Raw genomic sequence first — 20,281 nt, 5'->3', positions numbered from 1 at the left:
GAGAACTGTCATAATGCATTTTCTTGTCACTGGTGGGGCAGGTTTTATCGGCTCTCACCTGACAGAGCAACTGTTAAGAGAAGGCCACAGTGTCACTATAGTTGATAACCTCAGTACAGGCCAATTAGAAAACCTACCTGAACATCCTCGCCTCAAATTATTACTCAAAAATTTACTAGACTGTCAGCCAAAGGATTTTCTTCAGACCATTGATGGAATAGCTCATTTAGCAGCGACTCCATCAGTAACTCAATCTTGGGATGAACCATTAGAATCTCATCATAATAACCTTTCGGCGATGATTTCTGTTTTAATGCTTTGCCAAAATTTAAATATCCCTAGACTTGTATTTGCAAGTTCAGCAGCGGTGTATGGGGATAAAGCCTATTTACCCATTTCCGAAGAACAACTAACAAACCCGATTTCTCCTTACGGATTACAAAAGTTGGTAAGTGAACAATACGCAAATTTATTCGCTCAAAAATCAAATATATCTTTTATCGCACTACGGCTATTCAATGTATTTGGGCCTCGTCAAGACCTAAACTCACCATATTCTGGCGTAATTTCTATCTTTACTAAGGCTTTCCAAAAAGGTCTACCCATTACTATTTACGGAGATGGTAAACAGACAAGAGATTTTATTTTTGTTCAAGATGTAGCAACTGCTTTTACAAAAGCTCTAACTACTCACCTTTCTCCTGGTTCTTGTATAACTTGTAATGTTGGTACTGGTCAAGAAACTACCTTGCTGGAATTGGTTAATCACTTAAAAATTTATTTCCCTCAATGGAACTCAGAAATTCATTTTAAAAATTCCCAACCCGGAGATATTAAACATTCCCAAGCTGATATATCAAAAATATTGTTGTTGTTAAATTTTAAACCTCAATGGTCAGTTGCATCTGGCATTAGGATTTTATTAAATCATTCTCAAACAGTTATAAAATAATTTATATGAGTGAGCAACATCCTTATCGAGCTACTATTGTACCTGTTTCCAATGAAACACCGAGACCTTTATGGTCTGTAATGATTCCTACCTATAATTGTGCCAATTATCTGCGTGAAACACTGGCTAGTGTATTAGCACAAGATCCGGGAGCAGATGTCATGCAGATAGAGGTGATTGACGATTGCTCTACCAAAGATGATCCAAAAGCGGTTGTTGAAGAATTAGGTCGTGGTCGTGTTACTTTCTATCGCCAACCGGCGAACATTGGCTACATCAGAAATTTTGAGACTTGCTTACAGCGATCGCGTGGAAAATTGATTCATCTACTGCACGGTGATGATTGCATCAGAGATGGCTTTTATCGCAAAATGCAACGAGCTTTTGAGCAAAACCTGAATATTGGTGCTGCTTTTTGCCGTCATATCTTTATGGATCAAAATAGCCATTGGCAATTTCTTTCTCCGTTGGAGCAGCCTAAAAGTGACATTTTGAGCAATTGGTTAGAACAAATTGCTATGCAGCAGCGTATTCAAACACCGTCTATTGTAGTGCGGCGTAATGTATATGAACAACTTGGCGGGTTTGATCGTCGTTTTTCCTGCTGGTGTGAAGACTGGGAAATGTGGATTCGTATTGCTGCACACTATCCAGTGTGGTACGAAGTTGAGCCACTAGCTTTATACCGTAAAAGTTCCACTTCTTTAACGGGAGAATCTCTACGTACTGGTAAAAATATTCAAGATTTCCGCAAAGCATCTGAGATGGTACGAGAATATTTGCCAAAGCAGCGTGCCAATCAAATCACACAAAAAGCATTAAATTGTTATGCCTTTTTCGCTCTTGATTGTGCAACCGAATTAGCAGCTAAAGGTGATACATACGGTGCTATAAATCAGATGAAAGAAGCTTTAATGTGCAAATTGTCGTTTAAGCTTATTTTACTTATATTAAAATTAAGTATAAAATTAATATATCGAAACAGCCTAGATAAAATACGTAATTTTAATCTAAATTATATTTCTTAAATATTTTTTATATTCAAAATAGCAATCATGTCTGTGTAAAATAAATTAAAAACCTTATACCTATAATTGACTAATATCATATCACAAAATATAACCTAATAAATATATTATGAAACCAATAATTACTGTTATCACCTGCACCCACAATCCTCGAATTAATTATCTTGACAAAGTGCTAGCGGCACTAAAATCTCAAACTCTCCCACTAGATCAATGGGAATACTTATTAATCGACAATGCCAGCCAAAAATTACTTTATTCAAAAATTGACTTGAGTTGGCATCCCCAAGGTCGCCACATTCGAGAAGAACAATTGGGTTTAACTCATGCTCGATTACGAGGTATTAAAGAAGCAAGAGGTGAAACCCTAGTATTCGTGGATGACGATAATATTTTAGAAGCAGATTTTTTGGAAAAGGCATTGCAGATTGCAAAAGATTGGTCAATACTGGGAGCATGGGGAGGGCAAATCATACCATACTTTGAAGAACCACCTCCAGAGTGGACAAAGCCTTATTGGCCACTCTTAGCTATTCAGGAATTTGATCGAGATCGATGGTCAAACTTATTACATCAATATGAAATAGTTCCTTATGGAGCTGGTCTGTGTATACGTAAAATAGTTGCTGAAAAGTATGCCAAGTTATTGTACAACCAACCTGAACGAGCAAATATGGATCGTAAGGGTAAACTACTTATCTCTGGTGGAGACATTGATTTGGCGTTGACAGCATGTGATGTAGGTTTAGGTATAGGACAGTTTACATCTTTAAAGGTAACTCATTTAATTCCAAGTTTTCGTCTCCAAGAAGATTATTTATTAAGGTTAATGGAAGGGATAAATTACTCGTTAATTATGTTGAAGTATTTCCGAGGTCAAATGCCGAGTAAGATTTCTTGGCGAAAAAAGCTATTACAATATTATACCAGTTGGCAAATGAGTAGTAAAAACCGCCGCTTTTATAATGCTTCAATAAAAGGTGAAACTTTAGCTATTCAAGAAATTTATGCAATAAATATTGGTCATTAGCTAATAAATTTTGTACATAATAGACCAAAGCTTAGGAGAAAGATGAAAGAAAAACTTCAACAAATCAGGGATAATTTTTTCCCATTTTTTAGCAAATACTATTTGTATAAAATACTCAACTTTTTTTTGATGCCATTTTTTAGTTCATTTAGCCCTAAATGGCTGCTACGAAGTGCAATACAAAGAACTCAAATAAAATATTTAAATCTGGGAGGATATCGTTCAACAGAAAACTACTTGAATATTCAACTTTCTCCTGTTGAACTCTATGGAATTCCGACAACCCAACACACTACAGTGTCTTTACATTATGATGAAGTGCAAGGAATTGTAGTGCAGCAAATACGCAAACTAACCTCTCCCACTACCAGTCTACATTACAATATTCTTAAAGGCTTGCCATTAGATTCTGATTCTTTGTTAGGGATTAACATGAGTCATATTCTTGAACATTTCACTCGTGATGAGGGGTTAAAAGTCTTGAAAGAGTGTAACCGAATTTTAGTACCAGGAGGTGTATTGCGAGTTAGTTGCCCAGATTTGTTGATTTATGCCAAAGCTTATATTGCTCGTGATTCCAGTTTTTATAACAGCAGTGCAATTCGTATCGCTTGCTGCTATGAAGGTTTGAATACTTATGGAGATAAATTTATTAGTAAAGCTTACGATAATGAGAATGGTCATAAGTGGTTTTATGATGCAGAAAGTGCTATTGAATTATTGCAAATTGCAGGGTTTACAAAAATAGAACAACGTAAAATTTATGATAGTTCTTTACCGAGTATTGAAAACATAGAACCAGAGCATCGGCAAGCGGAAAGTTTTTATCTGGAAGCAATAAAATAATTTTACTTAAATTTGTTCAATTTATTTAGAAATCAATATGTCTAAAGTCTCGGTGATCATTCCTAACTACAATCGATCTGATTTGATTGGAATAACACTTGAGAATATGTTGTCCCAGACACTAAAACCAACAGAAATTATTGTTGTGGATGACGGTTCAACAGATAATTCAGTAGAAGTTATTCGCTCTTTTGGTTCCAAAATAACTTTAATTTGCCAAACCAATCAAGGGCCAGGAGCAGCTCGGAATGCAGGATTAAAGGTTGCAACTGGAGATTATATACAGTTTTTTGATAGTGACGATCTGTGTTCTTTGAATAAAATTGAGTGTCAAGTTAAGGCATTGGAAGCATCTAGTGCTGATATAGCTTACAGTCCTTGGGCTAAGGTTTACATAGACCATCAACAGATTAGTTTTGAAAATCATGTCTTACAACAGAGACAATTACCCTTGAGCAAAAACCCTATCATCTGGTTTTTACAAACTTGGAATATTGTTTTTCAAGCCTGTATGCTGAGACATTCATTTATTAAGCGAGTTGGTGCTTACAGAACTGACTTAATGCCTTCAGAAGATTCTGAATTTCTGTTTCGTTTGCTATTACACAAGGCAAAACTTGAATTTGTTCCTGACTGTCTTGTGCTTTATCGCCTGCATTCAATGGGTCAAATTACTGCTAGTGGTACAAGCCAAAATCATAGAATTGTAGATTGGAATAATTTTTTAAGTATCATCGAAGCTCAATTAAAAGAAAGTTATCTCCAAATTGACCCGCTTACTAAGCTGATATTTGAAGCTGGAATGTATCAATCTTTCAAATATTTGAGCAATGTTCCAGATATTTCTCAGGATATAGCTAAAAAAAAGCGTCTTCATTACTCTCCACTCAGAAAAACAGTATATGGAACACTCAATTTCTACAGGCGTATTGAGGCCGGTTTACGTGGTAGAGTAACTGGTTCGCGGTATTTATATCCATATCAAACTTCCTATCCTACTGAATTTCAGTATCAACTTATTCGGGATATGGGCTATGAATCTGTACTTAGCTAACAAAGATCAATCTCTAATAGATTAGATTTTAAAAAATTGCAAGGAGAGTAGTTTTGCCGTGAAGAATATTTTCTGGCAATCTACTTAATCCCTAACAAAAGTAACCACCTATTTTTTGGAAAGATTTTATGAAATTTGGTATTGTTGTAACTACTATTTATGGTGGTGAATTCATCAATGACTATTATGACCACTTCCTCGCTAATGGTGTTCTAGATAAAGTTAATTTCTACGTAGTGGGTGATTTATCAACTCCAACTAGTTGCCGAGAGCAAGTGGAGAAGTACACAAAGCAGGGGCTACCTTGGTATTACTTAGACCCAGAGGAGCAAAATGAGTTTCTCAAGCCTTTCCCGAAACTTGCTGCGGAAATTCCTTGGAAGACTGACAACCGACGCAATGTAGGGTTTCTGATGGCTTATCGCGATCGCTGTCATACAATTATTGCCATTGATGACGATAATTATCCCCTAAAGGATTGGTTTTTTTTAGCAGGACATTCTGCGGTTGGTCAAGAAGTTTCTCTATTGACAGCAGTAGGACATAACAACTGGTTCAATTTATGTTCCATGATGGAGGTTCAATGTCCTTCTTTAGGAAGTGGAGAAACAGTTTATGCCAGAGGTTTTCCTTATCAACGTCGTCAGCTTGCCTGTTCCCAAATTAATGCCGAAATTTCTACGGGAATTGTTGCTATCAATGCAGGTCTTTGGTCTGGCGATCCAGATGTTGACGCTGCAACTAGATTGGTAACTCGCTGTATTGCTAAAGAAAAATTTACCAGTGATTATTTACTGGCTCCAAATACTTTGATGCCCATAAACACCCAAAATACTGGAATTATTCGAGATGCTATCCCAGCTTACTATTATGTCAAAATGGGTCATCCAGTTGGGGGAATGAAACTAGACCGTTTTGGTGATATATTTAGCGGTTTTTTTGTGCAAAAGTGTGCCCAAGCAGTTGGGCATAGTATCAAAGTTGGCTCACCCGTTGTTGAGCATCGCCGCTCTCCTCATAACCTCTACAAAGACCTTTGGAATGAGTTAGCAGGTATGATCGTCATTGATGATATGTTGCCTTTACTAGAAAGTCCATTGTCTCCTTCTCAAAACTATAGTGATGCAACAGTTGAATTGGCAGAGCGAATTGAAGAATGGTCAGCAAAGCAAGAAGGATTTCTCTGGGATGATTCCTTAAAAAATTATTTCAAAAATGTGGCTGGTAATATGAAGCTATGGGTAGAGGTATGTCACCAGTTAAACTAACGTTTACACTCGTCACTACTGTATTAAATGACCGTGAAGGATGTGCAGCTTTCTTTAACCAAATGGAAGCACAGACTTATCTACCTGACGAAATTGTGATTGTCGATGGTGGATCAAAAGACGGTACTTGGGAATTTTTGCAAAACTATAAATCCAATCAACCTTACTCATTGCGTGTAATTCAAGATATTGGCTGTAATGTCGCTCGCGGTCGAAATTTAGCGATCGCCCAAGCAAAACATGACATAATTGTTTCTACAGACATTGGTTGCACTTGGGAAACTCAGTGGTTGGAAGAGCTAGCTAAACCCCTATTTGCGGATAGTCAATTAGAAGCAGTAATGGGCAGTTGGCAAGTTCGTCCTGAAGACCTAAAAAGTAAGTGGGCAAGGTCTGAATATACCTTACTCAAAGGACTAAAATTTATTGCTAATCCCACCTCTCATGCTTCTTCACGCTCAATTGCCTATCGCAAGTCTTTATGGGAGAAAATTGGTGGATATCCAGAAGATTTAACCTTAGCAGGGGATGACATGGTATTTGCTCTCCTGTTACATCGAACAACAAATCGTGTGACTGCTGCCCCCATCCCACGTTGTTACTGGGAGCGTCCTGTAACATTGAAATCTTTTTGTGAAGAAGCTCGCCGGAACTTTCGTGGTGGTGGAGAGGCAGGTATTTGGTTAGATTATGGACTTATGGTAGGTGGAAGGCTATTACTGGAACCTTTGCTACTGTTCATCGGTTTAGTCTGTTTACTTTTTGCTTTCCCAATTTGGATTGGGTCACTTTTTCTGATCGGTTTTCTCGTTAGTGTCGGACTACGATTAATGCGATTAGCATCAACTATATGGCGTTTTAAAGCATACGAAGATTCAGATATATGGTTGCGGATTTTTGTTTTTGAATACATGACTAAATTTTGGAGTGTAGTTGGGTATTGGGAAGGATTTTGGTCTGGATTGAAGCATTGCCAAGAATGCAGACAAAGACTTCATAGCGTAAAACTAAAAACGGTTGTCTGATGAAACTTCTCTACTACTCGCCAGCTAGTTATGGTGGTATTGCTGATTATGCCCATGAACAAGCTAATGCTTTAGTTGATTTGGGAGTCGATGTTATTTTACTGACTACTCCTAAATACCAAACCGATAGAGGAGAGAAATATAAAGTTGTTCCCCTCTTGCAGGAAATGGCTTTGACTCAACCACTACCTCATAAACTTTTAAAACCAATTTATTCTAGTACTGTAATTCTAAATAATTTTACTCAATTAGCTAATTTTATTGAGGAAAATAATTTTAAATATGTTGTACTTGGTTCTTATGTAGAATATTTGGCACCTTTATGGTCTGGTCGCTTGAGGCAGCTAGTAAAAAAAGGAGTTGTCTTTGCTGCTATTGTACATGATCCTGTACGTGATTTTGTTGTTGGCCCTCATTGGTGGCATCGTTGCTCGATTGCTTGTGGTTATTCGTTTCTTTCCCAAGCCTTTGTTCATGAATCTATTAAACTGGATACAGTTCGACCCATGCCTAAACTACAAACAACTGTGATTCCTCAGGGAATATATCACTTTGCTGATGCAAATAAGTCGCGGCAACAAATGCGAGTCAGTCTTGACTTGCCCCTTGATGCTAAAGTTATGCTAGCTTTTGGACATATCAGGGATAACAAAAATCTCGACCTCGTGATTCGGGCAATGGTTAATTTTCCTGATTTATACCTAGTTGTAGCAGGCAAAGAACAGTCATCAGCGCAACGACCTGTATATTTTTATCAGGAGTTAGCTAAAAAATTAGCAGTTGCAGAACGATGTCGTTGGGAAATACGATTTATTGCAGATACAGAAATCGGTAACTTTTTCATAGCTACCGATATTACTGTATTGACTTACAGTAGTATTTTTCATTCTGCCAGTGCTGTTTTGAATACTGCTACTAATTATCGTCAAACTTGTCTTGCCTCATCTGGTGAAGGTTCTTTACGCTCTGTAATTCAGAAGTATGATCTGGGAGTTTGGGTTGAGCCAGATGATGTAGATGCAATTGTAAAGGGGATTAAAAAAATATTAGAAAATCCTCCTAATCCTCAATGGGAGAGATACCTTCAGGAAAATTCTTGGTATCTGAATGCTAATATGGTTTTGAAATCATTTAAAATAAACGCATAATTATTAATTAATTTATAAGAGTAAATATTCAATATGTCCACAATTAATACTATTATTGAGTTAGGTAGTAACGCTAATAAGGGTGTGAACTTTAGAGATAAACTGGTTGCTTTTCTCGTGGCTGGTTTAACTGCAATGGGTTTTTACCGTGTCAAGTTACGCAAATGGTGGATCAAGTGGATCAATAATTTTGCAGAAAAAGATTTTGTTCAGATCCGATTGTATATCCAGAATAAATTAATATGTTTCTGTCTGCGCCAAGGTAATGAAGCAGATTACCTAATTGGTGGTGAATTAGTTAGGGGAGGTTATGAAGTCCCTAATTTTATACCTAAATTTATTATTGATGGCGGAGCTAATATTGGGATGTTTGCAGTTCATGCTGCCAGTTACTTTCCCGAAGCAAAGTTAATCTGCTACGAACCCGATACAACTAACTTTCAACTACTTCAAAAAAACTTGGCTTTAAATAACTTACTTGTGAGGATACATCCATTGGGTTTGTGGTCAAAGAACACTACCCTTTATTACCATGCTCAGTCTTCGCATACAGGCTTTATTAACGAAAAACCTCCAGGAGTTCCTATTCCTTGTACTCTACCTGAGATTGAATCTGATTGTTGGCTCAAGTTAGATATAGAAGGAGGTGAATATGAAGTACTACCAGCGATCCTAACCAAGGGTCAATATCCTCGTTGGATTAGCCTAGAAATTCACGAATTTGATACTAAAGGTGAGTCTCTAATTTCCTTGTTGCGTGAGCATGGTTATATTATTAAAGGTGGTGAAGATGCCACTGTTAACTGTACTGTTATTTCAGCATACCGAAATTAAGTCGCTTTCTCTGATACACTCTTGAACTTGAAAATTTTTGCTGGCAGCGTTTTAAGTTACAGCTATAATCATCTGATTGGAAACTTGCCATCCCGTAAAATCCGCATAACTTATCTAAAAAGTTATTTAGCAGCGGTGGGACAAGGTACTTCTGTACAAATGAGATGTCAGTTTCTCAACGGCAGAAAAATTTTTTTGGGCGATCGCAACGTCATTAATTTCGGCTGTCTGTTTGATGGCCGCCACTACCAGATTCGCACTGGCTGTGATGTCTCCATTGGCCCGGAAGCTTCAATTTTAACACTGGGACACGATCCGCACTCACCAGAATTTGCAGACAAAGGTGGGGATGTAATCATTGGCGATCGCGTCTGGATTGCTTACAGAGCAATAATTTTACCAGGAGTGATGATTGGCGAGGGAGCAGTTGTAGGTGCTGGTTCAGTAGTGACAAAGGATATAGAGCCATATACTGTAGTAGCTGGTAATCCAGCCCGATTTATCAAGAAGCGATCGCCCGATTTGCACTACACTTTAAACTACCAACCGTGGCTATTTTGAACATTCTAGGCATCTAAAATTTCAGGTAGTTTTATTAAAAATAAACTGAGTATTCAGCTACTGTAAGATATTTCATACCACTTCTGGCTAGATTTTTTAAATCTAAGTGTTAGTTTCTCGCCTCGTCCACTGAGCAATCTGTCGCTTTGGCATTGAATAGTATCAGAATTTTGAGGTAGTTTGACTTTCTTGTTAATACTGCCACCTGTCACTAATACTTCTTGTCCGTCTACATAACTACTAATACTCATGCCTATTGTTATAACTGCGCTGTTAGTGGTATTGCTTAACACTACTTCTTCACACTTTGGAGTGATAATATATGGTGTTTCTTGTCCCCACCATAAAATGTAAGATCCTTGAGTATCACATCTTTCCACATTGATATATTGATTATTTCTGAATAAAGGGCGCTCATTAGTAAGGTTAGCCGGTTGCTCAGGCGTACGACAATTTTTAAAAATATTATTTTCTATTACTATATTTGTTAAATCTGCATAATATAAAATACAGCCAACCATCGGAGCATTATTACTTCCCTGGTGGTAATTATTTTTGATTACTACATTAGATAATTTACCAAAAAGGTAAGCCGTAGTTACTGGAACTGTTTGCCCATAAATTTCATTTTGATAAAATTCAATATTTTTATTTATGCCACTAGTTAATAAGGCGTTCTTCACATCATAGAATTTGTTTGTTGTCACAACGAAATTGCTTGCCCCTCCAAAAGGACAAATACCTGAAGGAGAGTTATAAAAATTACAGTTAGTGATTGTTACTTTACGACCTAATGGAAACATACCTTGCGCTACAACTAAGCCATGACCTATAGAATCTTTAAATACACATTTATCAAAAGAATAAGACTTATTTGGTGAGATAGGTGCATTTTCAACCCAGGCAGTTGCTGTATTAACAAATTCACAATTAGTCACAGTTAGATTAGCATCTACACTCAGCATTGAACCATTGGAATTTGCTAATTTTGTATTTGATATGGTAAGTTTACCAAGCCAGAGTCCACCATTGTAAATTACCTCTCCTCTAAAGTCATGTACGTAAACAGAATCAATAGTAATATTGTCTAAGTGCTTATCGAAATCTAAACATATACCTTTATGAGTAATATCCCACCCATCTCCAGTTTTGGTGTTAGCAGGCCAGGCGTTATTACCAGTAAATCCCGTTGTACCTCCTTGTAATTCCAGATTTTTGATTGTAATGTTTTTCCTTGGGTAGAGGGAATTGTCAGTGCCTTTAATCATAATCCCATGACCCCTCACAACTTGTCTGTTAATAACAGACCAAGAACCCCTACTCTCAATAATAGTTTTGCCAATACCATCACCAAGTAACGTAATATTGTCATAGTTGATGACAATTGAAGATGGTGAATTAACTGTTAAATTTTCCGGTGTTACTTGGTAATAGCCCTTGGGTATATAGATAGTTCCTCCACCTTGCTGACCAACAGTATCAATGGCTTTTTGAATTGTTTTTGTATTAGCTGCAATAATATAAGCTTGGTTAGTCTTACCACTCACAAGGTTTCCAAATGCATAAACATTCACAAAGTAATTTGGTGGTGTTTGAACAAGTAAAATCTTATTGTTATTTGTGCTTTTCTGCGCTATTCCTGCTGATGTATTGGTCAGTAGTGTATTTAGTGTACTTACTACCGATCCAAAACCTGCATAAACCAAAAAACTACGACGATCCATATATTTAACTTCCTAATAATTTCAACAAAATTAAATTTGATGTTTTTGTGTTTATTCGTGTTTATAAATAATTATGTTTATACTTGTCTATAACTTTAATATTACCAAATTTGACAAGTGTTTTTCCCAAGTCAAAATTCTCTAAACAAGCATGTGACTTCTTATATATACACAAACAACTCACTTCTTTGCAAAGTGCTATCTATATTTAGATAGTTTAGTCAATAACACTAAATGCACACAATAATTGGCAAGCTTAATCTTAGACTTTTACTTCATTACCCTGCTAAACTCATTAATTCTTCAACATCATAATGCTGCCTTTAATTTTACTGTAAGAGGAATTTTACTGAAAACTTTAGCATAACTTAGAATTTTACAAAATAAATTAAGTAAATTTACGTCTATACACACTGATATTATAAAATTTCCTAATTTCATAGGAAGAATAAAATTTTTGCAGAGTCTAAATTAAACCCCGTCCATTTTGAAACCTGGAGTTTTTAAGGAGAGTATATTGTTCGGTCTTGGCTGGAGTTCTGAACTTTACCCTAATACCAAGAAACTAATATGACAGAATTGCAAAAACCAAAATTCCAAAAGCAAATCATATCTCTAAATCTCCGAAGCCTTGATGCCTTACGTGGCTTTTTGGCTATTTATGTATTAGCTGGACATTCTCGCTGGCTTCTCTGGATAGGAAATATTGGATGGTCTCAATATCCCCACTCTTGGTATGCAGAAATTCTGGTTTACGCTTCTGCAAGCTTACGATATGGGCACGAAGCTGTAATAATTTTCTTTGTTCTTAGCGGTTTTTTTATTCATTTAAGAGTATCTAAGCAGTTAGCTAAAAGTAAAACTTTTCAGCTAAATATCAGAAATTTCTTCCATCGTCGCTGCCACCGCTTAGTACCTCCCTACATACTTGCTCTTGCTTTAACAACTATTTTAGATTTAGTAGGTCGTTTTTTATATCCCATACTTTATACTTCTTTGACTGGCGATCTTTTACTCGATCAAAATTTTTTCAGAAAGGAATTTTCTGTTGCTTCTGTCCTTCCTGCACTATTCATGTTGCCTAGTAGCATGGGGAAAGACTTTGGTAGCAATGGCCCTCTTTGGTCTCTGGCTTATGAAGTTATCTACTATCTACTTTATCCTTTATGGTTGAAACTTCGTTATTTCGGAGCATTACCTGCTTATGGGACAGGAGTAATTGTTGCAGTTTTAGGACAATTATTCTTCATGCCAAGTTTTGCTACTCAAGTCCTAATTCATTATCCAATATGGTTAAGTGGTGCATTAATCGCAGAAATTATATCTCAAAAAAAATTTATATTTACAAAAACAAATATTTGGATTAGCGGATTATTGTTATTAGTCGCTTTGATCGCTACACACTTTACTCTAGCATCGCCATTACTAATTTTGGTTTATGCTGTACTAGGTTCTACTGTAGTTCTGTTAATCACAAATTTACCGTTATCAATTTGCCAACATCCTGTTCATAAATATTTCGAGATTATAGGCATAGAATCTTATACTATTTATATTTGTCATTTTCCTATTCTTACACTTATTAGTGCGTGGACATTTGAAGTTTTACATGGTCGTCCAGCACATGGATTCTTAGCCCTGGGGGGAGGATTATTTACTTTATTGGTTTGCCATATTTTATTCCTGTTATGTGAACGTTATTTTCTGCACTCCAGATTAAAGATAAACGACTAACCATTAAAGGTGTAATTACCGAAAAGGCAGGGGAGTAGAGGGCAGGGAGCAAGGTAAAAAGATACGCTCAGTTCTTCTGCCACAGGGGTTCCAGAGCTAATGAATTTATTTATGCCCAAAAATAAAAATATTTATTTCGAGATGCACAGCACGAAAAATAATACGTTCTTAGCTCAGAGCCAATACATTTATGTATGGGGTTCTCCCCCCTGCCCCCTCTCCTCTTCATTGACTTAAAAAATGTATTTTATATATGATTGAAAAATTTTCGTCTTGGATTTGCTGTCAACTGGGAGCGCGTGAGCATTATGCTATTCCCCGATCGCTACACAAGGCTGGACTATTAGCGCACTTCATCACAGACGTATGGATTCCGCCCCATTCTTTACTACATGGACTACCTAAACCTTTGTTAGTTAATCTACGGGAAAGATTCCACGCAGATTTAGCTTCATCTCCTGTTCACGCCTTTACTAGCTCGTTAATTAGCTTTGAAATAGCTCAAAGAATTCAAAAAATGACTGGATGGGAACTGATAATTGCACGCAATGATTGGTTCCAAGAAAATGCAACCCGCGCACTATACAAGCTTGACGACCATCTATCTAGTCTCAATTCTCGCCCAACGTTTTTTGCCTACAGTTACGCTGCTTTAAAACTATTCCGCTACGCCAAAGCTAAAGGCTGGCGCACTATCCTTGGTCAAATCGATCCAGGCCCATTGGAGGAAAAGTTGGTTATGGAAGAACATACCAGACATCCTACTTATCAATCGAACTGGCAACCAGCACCATCTCACTACTGGACTAGATGGCATCAAGAATGTTTGTTAGCTGACAGAATCGTAGTTAACTCGCTGTGGTCAAGTCAAGCCTTACAGCAAGTAGGTATACCTGAGCATAAAATTGACATCATTCCTCTTGCATATCAACCACCTGAACAAGCAGATGATTTTGTGCGAACTTACCCCGCTGTTTTCTCAAGTGAACGTCCCCTGCGGGTGCTCTTTCTGGGACAAGTAATTTTGCGAAAAGGTCTTGCTGCAATACTAGAAGCTGCTGAACTCCTGAATAACCAGCCTATAGAATTCTGGATGGTTGGTTCTCAAGGTATTTCTATATCCCAAGCATCTCATGGTAAATTACAGTGGATTGGTTCAGTTTCTAGAAGTGCTACAGCTATGTACTATCAGCAGACAGATGTTTTGCTGTTTCCGACTCTTTCTGATGGCTTTGGACTGACTCAATTAGAAGCTCAAGCTTGGAAAATGCCAATTATTACTTCTAGATTTTGTGGTGAGGTGGTAAAAAATCAAGTTAATGGATTGATTTTACCCGAAGTTAGTGGGCAAGCGATCGCTCAAGCTCTCGATTTTTGCTTAAATAATCCTTGGCAATTAGAAGCCTTCGCTAAAAAATCTACCGACACTTCAAGTTTTAGCCTGTCGCGATTGCAGCAATCTCTCCAAGCTCTGTCTTATGCCGTTGTTTGAATTTCCCGATTTAGCCTTCATCCAAATTGGACTAATCATTTTTAGTGGAATTTGGATGGTGTGGCGAAATGACGAAGTACCGCTGTTTATCACTAGTTTTCTATTTTACATTAGCTCTTACCGATATTGGGCAGTTATTAGCGGCTTTGGGAAGTGGGTTAGCCTTGGTAATTTAGGCGGCTTTAATTCAATTACAACAGAAGCAGCTCTCGTTGCCTTACATTACATGGCCTTTGGGGAAATTTGCCTAATAGCAACTTATATATTGTGCCAAAAACAATCTTTGCCAGTTATTATACCTGTTGGCGATCGCTCATTTTTATCGTGGCTGTCTCCTAAAGTCATCAATTTCGGCTTAATTTGCCTACCTGTAGTCTTGTACGTTCGCGTTCGCATAGCTACACAACTAGCAGCAGGACAATCCTTAGCTTTTGATGTTAGTGGCTACTTGTACTTGTTTCCGATGGTTTTAGTGGGAATTGCTACGTTAATCCTTTGTGTATGGAAATTTGGCGGGTTTTCGTCAATTCGCACTAAAGTTATGGCTTTTTCTATTCTGGCAGGTGTGTCTTATTACACCTTTAGCCCTACCAGTCGCTTCCAATTTTTGGGATGGATGCTTGCTAGTGCGATCGTTTTGTCATCTTCCTATCGACCAAAAACTCGTCTGATTATTTTCACTATTATTGCTGTCTTAACTCTTGGTATGTTTGCAGTGGCTGGTGCGATGCGAAGCACAACTTTAGCAGAAGATGCTATAAATCAGGCAGCTTTTGAGCGGGCATTTAGTGCTGAAGATGCTAATATGCTTGATGGTTTTGTCATGATACAGCAGGTCTATCCTGAACGTTTAGATTACTCTTGGGGTATGGAGCATTTAGAAATTGTGATGCGTCCGATTCCGAGAGCTTTGTGGCCAGGAAAACCAGTAGGTGGTTATATGAATAAGCTTAATATCACTACCAATAAAGGCAAAGGGACTTTAGGAATTTCACCATCATTAATAGGTTCATTTTATGCAGAAGGTGGAATTATAGGAATTACTTTCTTCTCAATTGTGTACGGAAAAATATTTGCTTCTATAGTCGTTTATAGTACAAAAATTCATCCCTTTGCTAGCATCTTGGTTCGGGCGATCTTATGTGCCTGTTTAATACCCCTTTTACGTGGCGGAGACTTACCTGGAATTTATGCTTGGTTTGGCATGGCTTTTTGGCCATGTTTTTTGCTTCTCTGGATGAAACGGAAATATTTTAGACAGAGTTATCTGTCAACACATCGTTTTTACTTAAACAACTCGAATTAAAAATTCTAAACACTACTAGCTATGCATATAGTTGTGATTTTCTACAATATAGGAGGTTATCACGCTGCACGATTGCGTGCTGCCTACACAGCCTGTCAGCAAAAAGGCTGGGAACTCAGTGCAATTCAAATTACAGACAATACTAAAGAACATCCTTGGGGTGATGTAGAGCGAGAAATTACATTCCCTCTAAAAACTTTGTTGCCAATAGCGACAACATCTTCCTTAACTCCTCGGACTCAAGAATCTACTATCCCCGCATCTTTATTACCCTCTTTTTTAGATGATTTAAAACCAGATATCCTTGCCATCCCTGGATGGGGATTTCCGATATCTCGTGCTGCACTTACCTGGTGTCAAAAACACAATGTTCCTACTATTGTAATGAGTGAGAGTAAATGGGATGACGAAAAGCGCCAGTGCTGGAAGGAGCAATTGAAATCTTGGCTTTATGTCAGAAAATATAATGCTGCTCTTGTGGGTGGTAAACTACACCGTGACTATTTAATTAAGTTAGGCTTTCCCCATGAGCGGATTTTTCTAGGTTACGATGCAGTTGACAATGATTATTTTACTCAGCAAGCAGAGACAGCAAGACTCGATCCTGTTAAAGCTAGACACAGACAGCCAAAAATTCCAGCTAAACCTTATTTTCTCGTTGTCACCCGTTTAATCAAACGCAAAAATGTATTTCGGCTTGTAGAAGCTTTCACTACTTATCGCCAACAAATCGGAGATGAACAAGCTTGGGATCTTGTAATTTGTGGTAGTGGGGAAGAAGAATCTTTTATCCACAATCTGATTGTTGAACAAAAATTATCAGATTGCATTCATTTGCCTGGTTTTATTACTTACCAAGCAATTGGAGATTGGTATGGCTTGGCTAACGCTTTTGTGCATCCTGCGTTGCAAGAGCAATGGGGCTTAGTGTTGAACGAAGCTTGTGCCGCTAGGTTGCCAGTTCTATGCAGCCGTACTGTGGGAGCTGGGTATGAACTTGTTGACAATGGCAAAAATGGTCTGTTATTCGATCCACAAAGTAGAGAAGATATGACTCGTGCTTTGTTAACTATCCATAAAATGGATTTAGATTTGAGAAGCAAAATGGGATACTTCAGCCAACAAATTGTAGCTAATTATGCTCCTAAAAAGTTTGCTGAGGGTCTTTTAAAAGCTGTTGATATAGTAATAATATCTAGATAAAATCCCAAAAATTTTTCTATTGATTAAGTTATGAAAATTTTATTTATTGCTCCTTATATTGGAGCAACTTATGGTGGAACATCTAAAATTGTCACAGAGCTAGTACAAGCAATTGGCCGTCTAGGTGTTACTGTTGATCTTGTCACAACACATGCTAATGGTTCCAATAATTTAGATGTACCACTGAATGAATGGATTAGTGAGAAATATTATCGAGTGCAGTATTTTAATTGCTGGTATCGAGATGATTTTATCATCAGTCTTTCTTTGATTAACTGGTTATTTAAAAATGTAAATAATTACGATATAGTCCATAGTCAAACAATTTTTGCCCCGATGATTTCAGTTGCCCACTCAATATGTAAATATTTCCAAATTCCATATATTGTAACTCCTCATGGGATGCTAGAACCTTGGGCGCTGTCTTACAAAGCATGGAAAAAAAGAATTTATTATAAAGTATTTGAAAACCCCGGCATCCAAAATTCTAGTGCCATCCAATCTACATCTAGTTTTGAACTAAAAAATATCAATTTTCTCAAATTTAACAACACTGTTTTTGTTCCTAATGGAATTCGCCACCAAGAGTTTGAAACACTCCCAAATCCAGAGCTTTTTTATCAGCAGTTTCCAGAAATTAGAGGTAAAACTCTGATTTTGTTTCTTGGTAGGATTGACCCTAAAAAGGGTCTAGATTTACTAGCTCCTGCTTTTGCCAAAGTTTATAATCAGTTTCCTCACACACATCTAGTTGTGGCAGGCCCAGATAATATCGGATTTATGGACAAAGCTCAGAACTATTTTTTACAGGCAGGTTGTCTAGATGCTGTTACCTTCACTGGTATGGTCAGTGGAGTATTAAAATATGCTGCTTTAGGTGCGGCTAATTTGTATGTTGCTCCTTCTTATTCAGAAGGTTTCAGTATATCCATCTTAGAAGGTATGGCTTCAGGATTACCATGTATAATTACAACTGCTTGCAATTTCCCGGAAGCTGCCAAGGCTAAAGCTGCCTATGTTGTTGAGATTAATATCAATGCTATTGCTAATGCTTTGATTGAGTGCTTAAGTAATCCTCAGCAGGCTACAGAAATGGGCGATCGCGCCCGTAAGTTTATTTTCCAAAACTATACCTGGGATCGTGCTGCTGACAAGTTGATTCAGGTTTATAAATCTGTGATTGACAAAAAACCTTTGCCGGAATTTCTAGGGTAGACTCAAGTGAAAAAATCTAGACTTCCAAAAGTATACCGTTTCATCTGTTTACTAAGTTTAAGTCTCATTTTAGTGCTGTTGAGTATTATACCTATACGTTTAGCGATCGCCATCAACCAAGCACCCCAACCTCAAGCTTTCTTTATTTTAGGCGGCGATCCAGCTAGAGAAAAATTCACTGCCGAACTAGCCGAGTGGTATCCATCCCTAGAAATCTGGGTATCTTCTCCTCCAGATCCTCAAAAAACATATCAAACTTTTCAAGCCGTAGGTATACCCAAGAGTCGTTTACATATCGACATTCAGGCAACAGATACTGTAACTAACTTTACTTCAGTTGTTACTGAGTTCAAACAACGGCAACTCCAACACCTATTTCTCATTACTTCAGATTTTCACATGCCCAGAGCCAAGGCGATCGCCACCTTCATCCTTGGTAGCCAAGGTATTGCCTTTACTCCCATGTCCGTATCATCCAAGCAAACTAACTCAGAATCCCTCCTGCGTATTATTCGTGATATTGTTCGTTCTCTCTTCTGGATTGCCACAGATCATGCAAGAGCCAACCTTTAACTAATTACTAATTCGTAATTCTTAGCAAAACCTTACGCGTAAGAGACTTCTAAAAAATAAATGATCCAAAACACGTGATTGCGTTCGCGTAGCGTCTCGTAGAGAACGAAGCGAAGCAATGACAATTGGGCATTTTTTTACGTGAAGTACTCTAATTGTCTATCTTGGTGGTATAAATCTTTAACTAATTAATAATTGCGAACTACTTTAACCTACTCTTGCTTACCTCCTTCCTATATGCGTCTAGATCAATATACTGTTAGCAACTATACTCCAGGCGCACCATACTGGAAGCAAATTCTTTGGTACTTTGCGGGGTCTCCCTTAGTTGAAAGTTATTGGCTCCCACTTTCAGCATTAAAAATTTGGATACTCCGCAGTTTTGGAGCTAAAATCGGCCAAGGTGTCCGCATTAAACCTGGAGTGCGGGTAAAGTTTCCTTGGCGGTTAAACATTGGTGATTTTGTTTGGATTGGGGAAGGTGCGTGGATAGATAACATCGCTCCTGTCACTATCGAAAGTCATGTTTGCTTGTCTCAAGGGGTATACCTCTGCACAGGAAATCATGACTGGAATCATCCCGATTTTAAATTGATTTATGCTCCAATCCATATTCAAGAGAGTAGTTGGATTGCTGCCAAGTCCGTAATTGGCCCAGGAGTTACTGTTGGTCGGGGAGCAATATTGACTTTAGGTGGCGTTGCGATGAAATCACTAGAGCCAATGACTATTTATGCGGGCAATCCGGCTCAACCCATTAAGCAGCGAAAGATTTGATATGCAATTTTTGTGATCGCATCCCATAGTTCCGTTTGCTACAAATTTGCTAAATAGTCTGAATTCCCCACCAAATTTTCTAGTCCCCATTTCCTTATTCAATTAGCAATCCAAGCTAGCTCGTATTTAAATTATTCTACAGCTTCCCACTTTCTCGCCCAGAGTCTTTAAATAATCTACGTCTAATTATCCAACCACTCTTACTATTTTGGTTTATTTATCCCTGGTTAAGTATTTTCCCTAATTCACACTTATTACTAGGATTCAATCATTTAATTGCTGCAATGAATCAATTTAAACCTGGTTATGCTTCTGGATAATTTAACTTATTTACTACTTGCTTATTCCGGAAAGTGACAGAAGAGGGATGTAGTATAAACACAATGTTTACGCAATTAGCTTCATGAAATCTTTATTTTATTGAACGCCCTTAGCTCCCCATCCCCTGTGGGCTAAGGTGTACACACAAGTCCTAAAAACCTTGTTTGATAGGACTTTCCTCAATATACCC

18 protein-coding genes and 1 pseudogene are annotated in these 20,281 nt (G+C 37.6%); 18 read left to right on the top strand and 1 reads right to left on the bottom strand.

All coding sequences use genetic code 11. The annotated features are described in order from the left end of the window. Window positions 1-13 precede the first annotated feature (13 nt). The 10 genes from V7L31_RS09335 to V7L31_RS09290 all read left to right on the top strand — a co-directional run bounded on the left by V7L31_RS09335 (window position 14) and on the right by V7L31_RS09290 (window position 9,746). Entirely contained in the window at window positions 14-952 is a 939-nt protein-coding gene (locus V7L31_RS09335) for an NAD-dependent epimerase/dehydratase family protein (protein WP_334695960.1), read from the top strand. A gap of 5 nt (window positions 953-957) precedes the next feature. Continuing rightward, window positions 958-1,980, top strand: coding sequence for a glycosyltransferase family 2 protein (locus V7L31_RS09330; RefSeq protein ID WP_334695959.1), 1,023 nt, complete (start codon window positions 958-960; stop codon window positions 1,978-1,980). Window positions 1,981-2,089: 109 nt separating this feature from the next. Continuing rightward, entirely contained in the window at window positions 2,090-3,010 is a 921-nt protein-coding gene (locus tag V7L31_RS09325; protein ID WP_334695958.1) for a glycosyltransferase, read from the top strand. Between the two features lie 129 nt (window positions 3,011-3,139). Beyond that, window positions 3,140-3,856 carry a class I SAM-dependent methyltransferase gene (locus tag V7L31_RS09320; RefSeq protein WP_334695957.1) on the top strand — a complete coding sequence of 239 codons (717 nt, stop codon included), beginning with the start codon at window positions 3,140-3,142 and terminating at the stop codon, window positions 3,854-3,856. 37 nt (window positions 3,857-3,893) lie between these two features. Beyond that, window positions 3,894-4,910, top strand: coding sequence for a glycosyltransferase family 2 protein (locus V7L31_RS09315; RefSeq protein WP_334695956.1), 1,017 nt, complete (start codon window positions 3,894-3,896; stop codon window positions 4,908-4,910). 128 nt (window positions 4,911-5,038) lie between these two features. Next, window positions 5,039-6,178, top strand: coding sequence for a hypothetical protein (locus tag V7L31_RS09310; protein ID WP_334695955.1), 1,140 nt, complete (start codon window positions 5,039-5,041; stop codon window positions 6,176-6,178). Further along, window positions 6,160-7,203 carry a glycosyltransferase gene (locus V7L31_RS09305; protein WP_334695954.1) on the top strand — a complete coding sequence of 348 codons (1,044 nt, stop codon included), beginning with the start codon at window positions 6,160-6,162 and terminating at the stop codon, window positions 7,201-7,203. Before V7L31_RS09310 ends, V7L31_RS09305 begins: the two co-directional genes overlap by 19 nt. Then, the gene (locus tag V7L31_RS09300; protein ID WP_334695953.1) at window positions 7,203-8,351 is read left to right on the top strand and encodes a glycosyltransferase family 4 protein; all 1,149 of its coding nucleotides are present in this window, start codon (window positions 7,203-7,205) and stop codon (window positions 8,349-8,351) included. The genes V7L31_RS09305 and V7L31_RS09300 overlap by 1 nt, the downstream gene beginning before the upstream one ends. A gap of 33 nt (window positions 8,352-8,384) precedes the next feature. Then, window positions 8,385-9,185, top strand: coding sequence for an FkbM family methyltransferase (locus V7L31_RS09295; RefSeq protein ID WP_334695952.1), 801 nt, complete (start codon window positions 8,385-8,387; stop codon window positions 9,183-9,185). A gap of 21 nt (window positions 9,186-9,206) precedes the next feature. Beyond that, window positions 9,207-9,746, top strand: a complete 540-nt coding sequence (locus tag V7L31_RS09290) for an acyltransferase (protein ID WP_334695951.1) — start codon at window positions 9,207-9,209, stop codon at window positions 9,744-9,746. 53 nt (window positions 9,747-9,799) lie between these two features. Here the strand turns inward: V7L31_RS09290 and V7L31_RS09285 are convergent, their stop codons facing one another. Next, complete coding sequence (locus V7L31_RS09285) at window positions 9,800-11,470, bottom strand: right-handed parallel beta-helix repeat-containing protein (RefSeq protein ID WP_334695950.1); 1,671 nt, start codon at window positions 11,468-11,470, stop codon at window positions 9,800-9,802. 570 nt (window positions 11,471-12,040) lie between these two features. Between V7L31_RS09285 and V7L31_RS09280 the strand changes: the two genes are divergently transcribed. The 8 genes and pseudogenes from V7L31_RS09280 to V7L31_RS09245 form a co-directional block, all read left to right on the top strand. Then, window positions 12,041-13,204, top strand: a complete 1,164-nt coding sequence (locus tag V7L31_RS09280; RefSeq protein ID WP_334695949.1) for an acyltransferase family protein — start codon at window positions 12,041-12,043, stop codon at window positions 13,202-13,204. A gap of 253 nt (window positions 13,205-13,457) precedes the next feature. Further along, entirely contained in the window at window positions 13,458-14,696 is a 1,239-nt protein-coding gene (locus tag V7L31_RS09275; protein ID WP_334695948.1) for a glycosyltransferase family 4 protein, read from the top strand. Continuing rightward, a complete protein-coding gene (locus tag V7L31_RS09270; RefSeq protein WP_334695947.1) occupies window positions 14,683-16,002 on the top strand; it encodes a hypothetical protein in 1,320 nt (439 codons plus the stop codon). Before V7L31_RS09275 ends, V7L31_RS09270 begins: the two co-directional genes overlap by 14 nt. Before the next feature lie 21 nt (window positions 16,003-16,023). After that, on the top strand, window positions 16,024-17,205 hold the full coding sequence (locus tag V7L31_RS09265) for a glycosyltransferase family 4 protein (RefSeq protein ID WP_334695946.1): 1,182 nt from the start codon (window positions 16,024-16,026) through the stop codon (window positions 17,203-17,205). A 30-nt stretch (window positions 17,206-17,235) separates the two neighbouring features. Further along, window positions 17,236-18,420, top strand: coding sequence for a glycosyltransferase (locus V7L31_RS09260; protein WP_334695945.1), 1,185 nt, complete (start codon window positions 17,236-17,238; stop codon window positions 18,418-18,420). A 6-nt stretch (window positions 18,421-18,426) separates the two neighbouring features. Further along, entirely contained in the window at window positions 18,427-18,993 is a 567-nt protein-coding gene (locus V7L31_RS09255) for a YdcF family protein (protein WP_334695944.1), read from the top strand. Between the two features lie 237 nt (window positions 18,994-19,230). Further along, window positions 19,231-19,770, top strand: coding sequence for a WcaF family extracellular polysaccharide biosynthesis acetyltransferase (locus V7L31_RS09250; RefSeq protein WP_334695943.1), 540 nt, complete (start codon window positions 19,231-19,233; stop codon window positions 19,768-19,770). A gap of 167 nt (window positions 19,771-19,937) precedes the next feature. Further along, window positions 19,938-20,090: pseudogene (locus V7L31_RS09245) on the top strand (IS701 family transposase); the annotation flags it as partial. Between the last annotated feature and the right edge of the window lie 191 nt (window positions 20,091-20,281).

Origin of the sequence: Nostoc sp., assembly GCF_036916655.1 — a bacterium.
Lineage (GTDB): Bacteria > Cyanobacteriota > Cyanobacteriia > Cyanobacteriales > Nostocaceae > Nostoc.
This window is presented reverse-complemented; position numbering and strand designations above follow the sequence as displayed.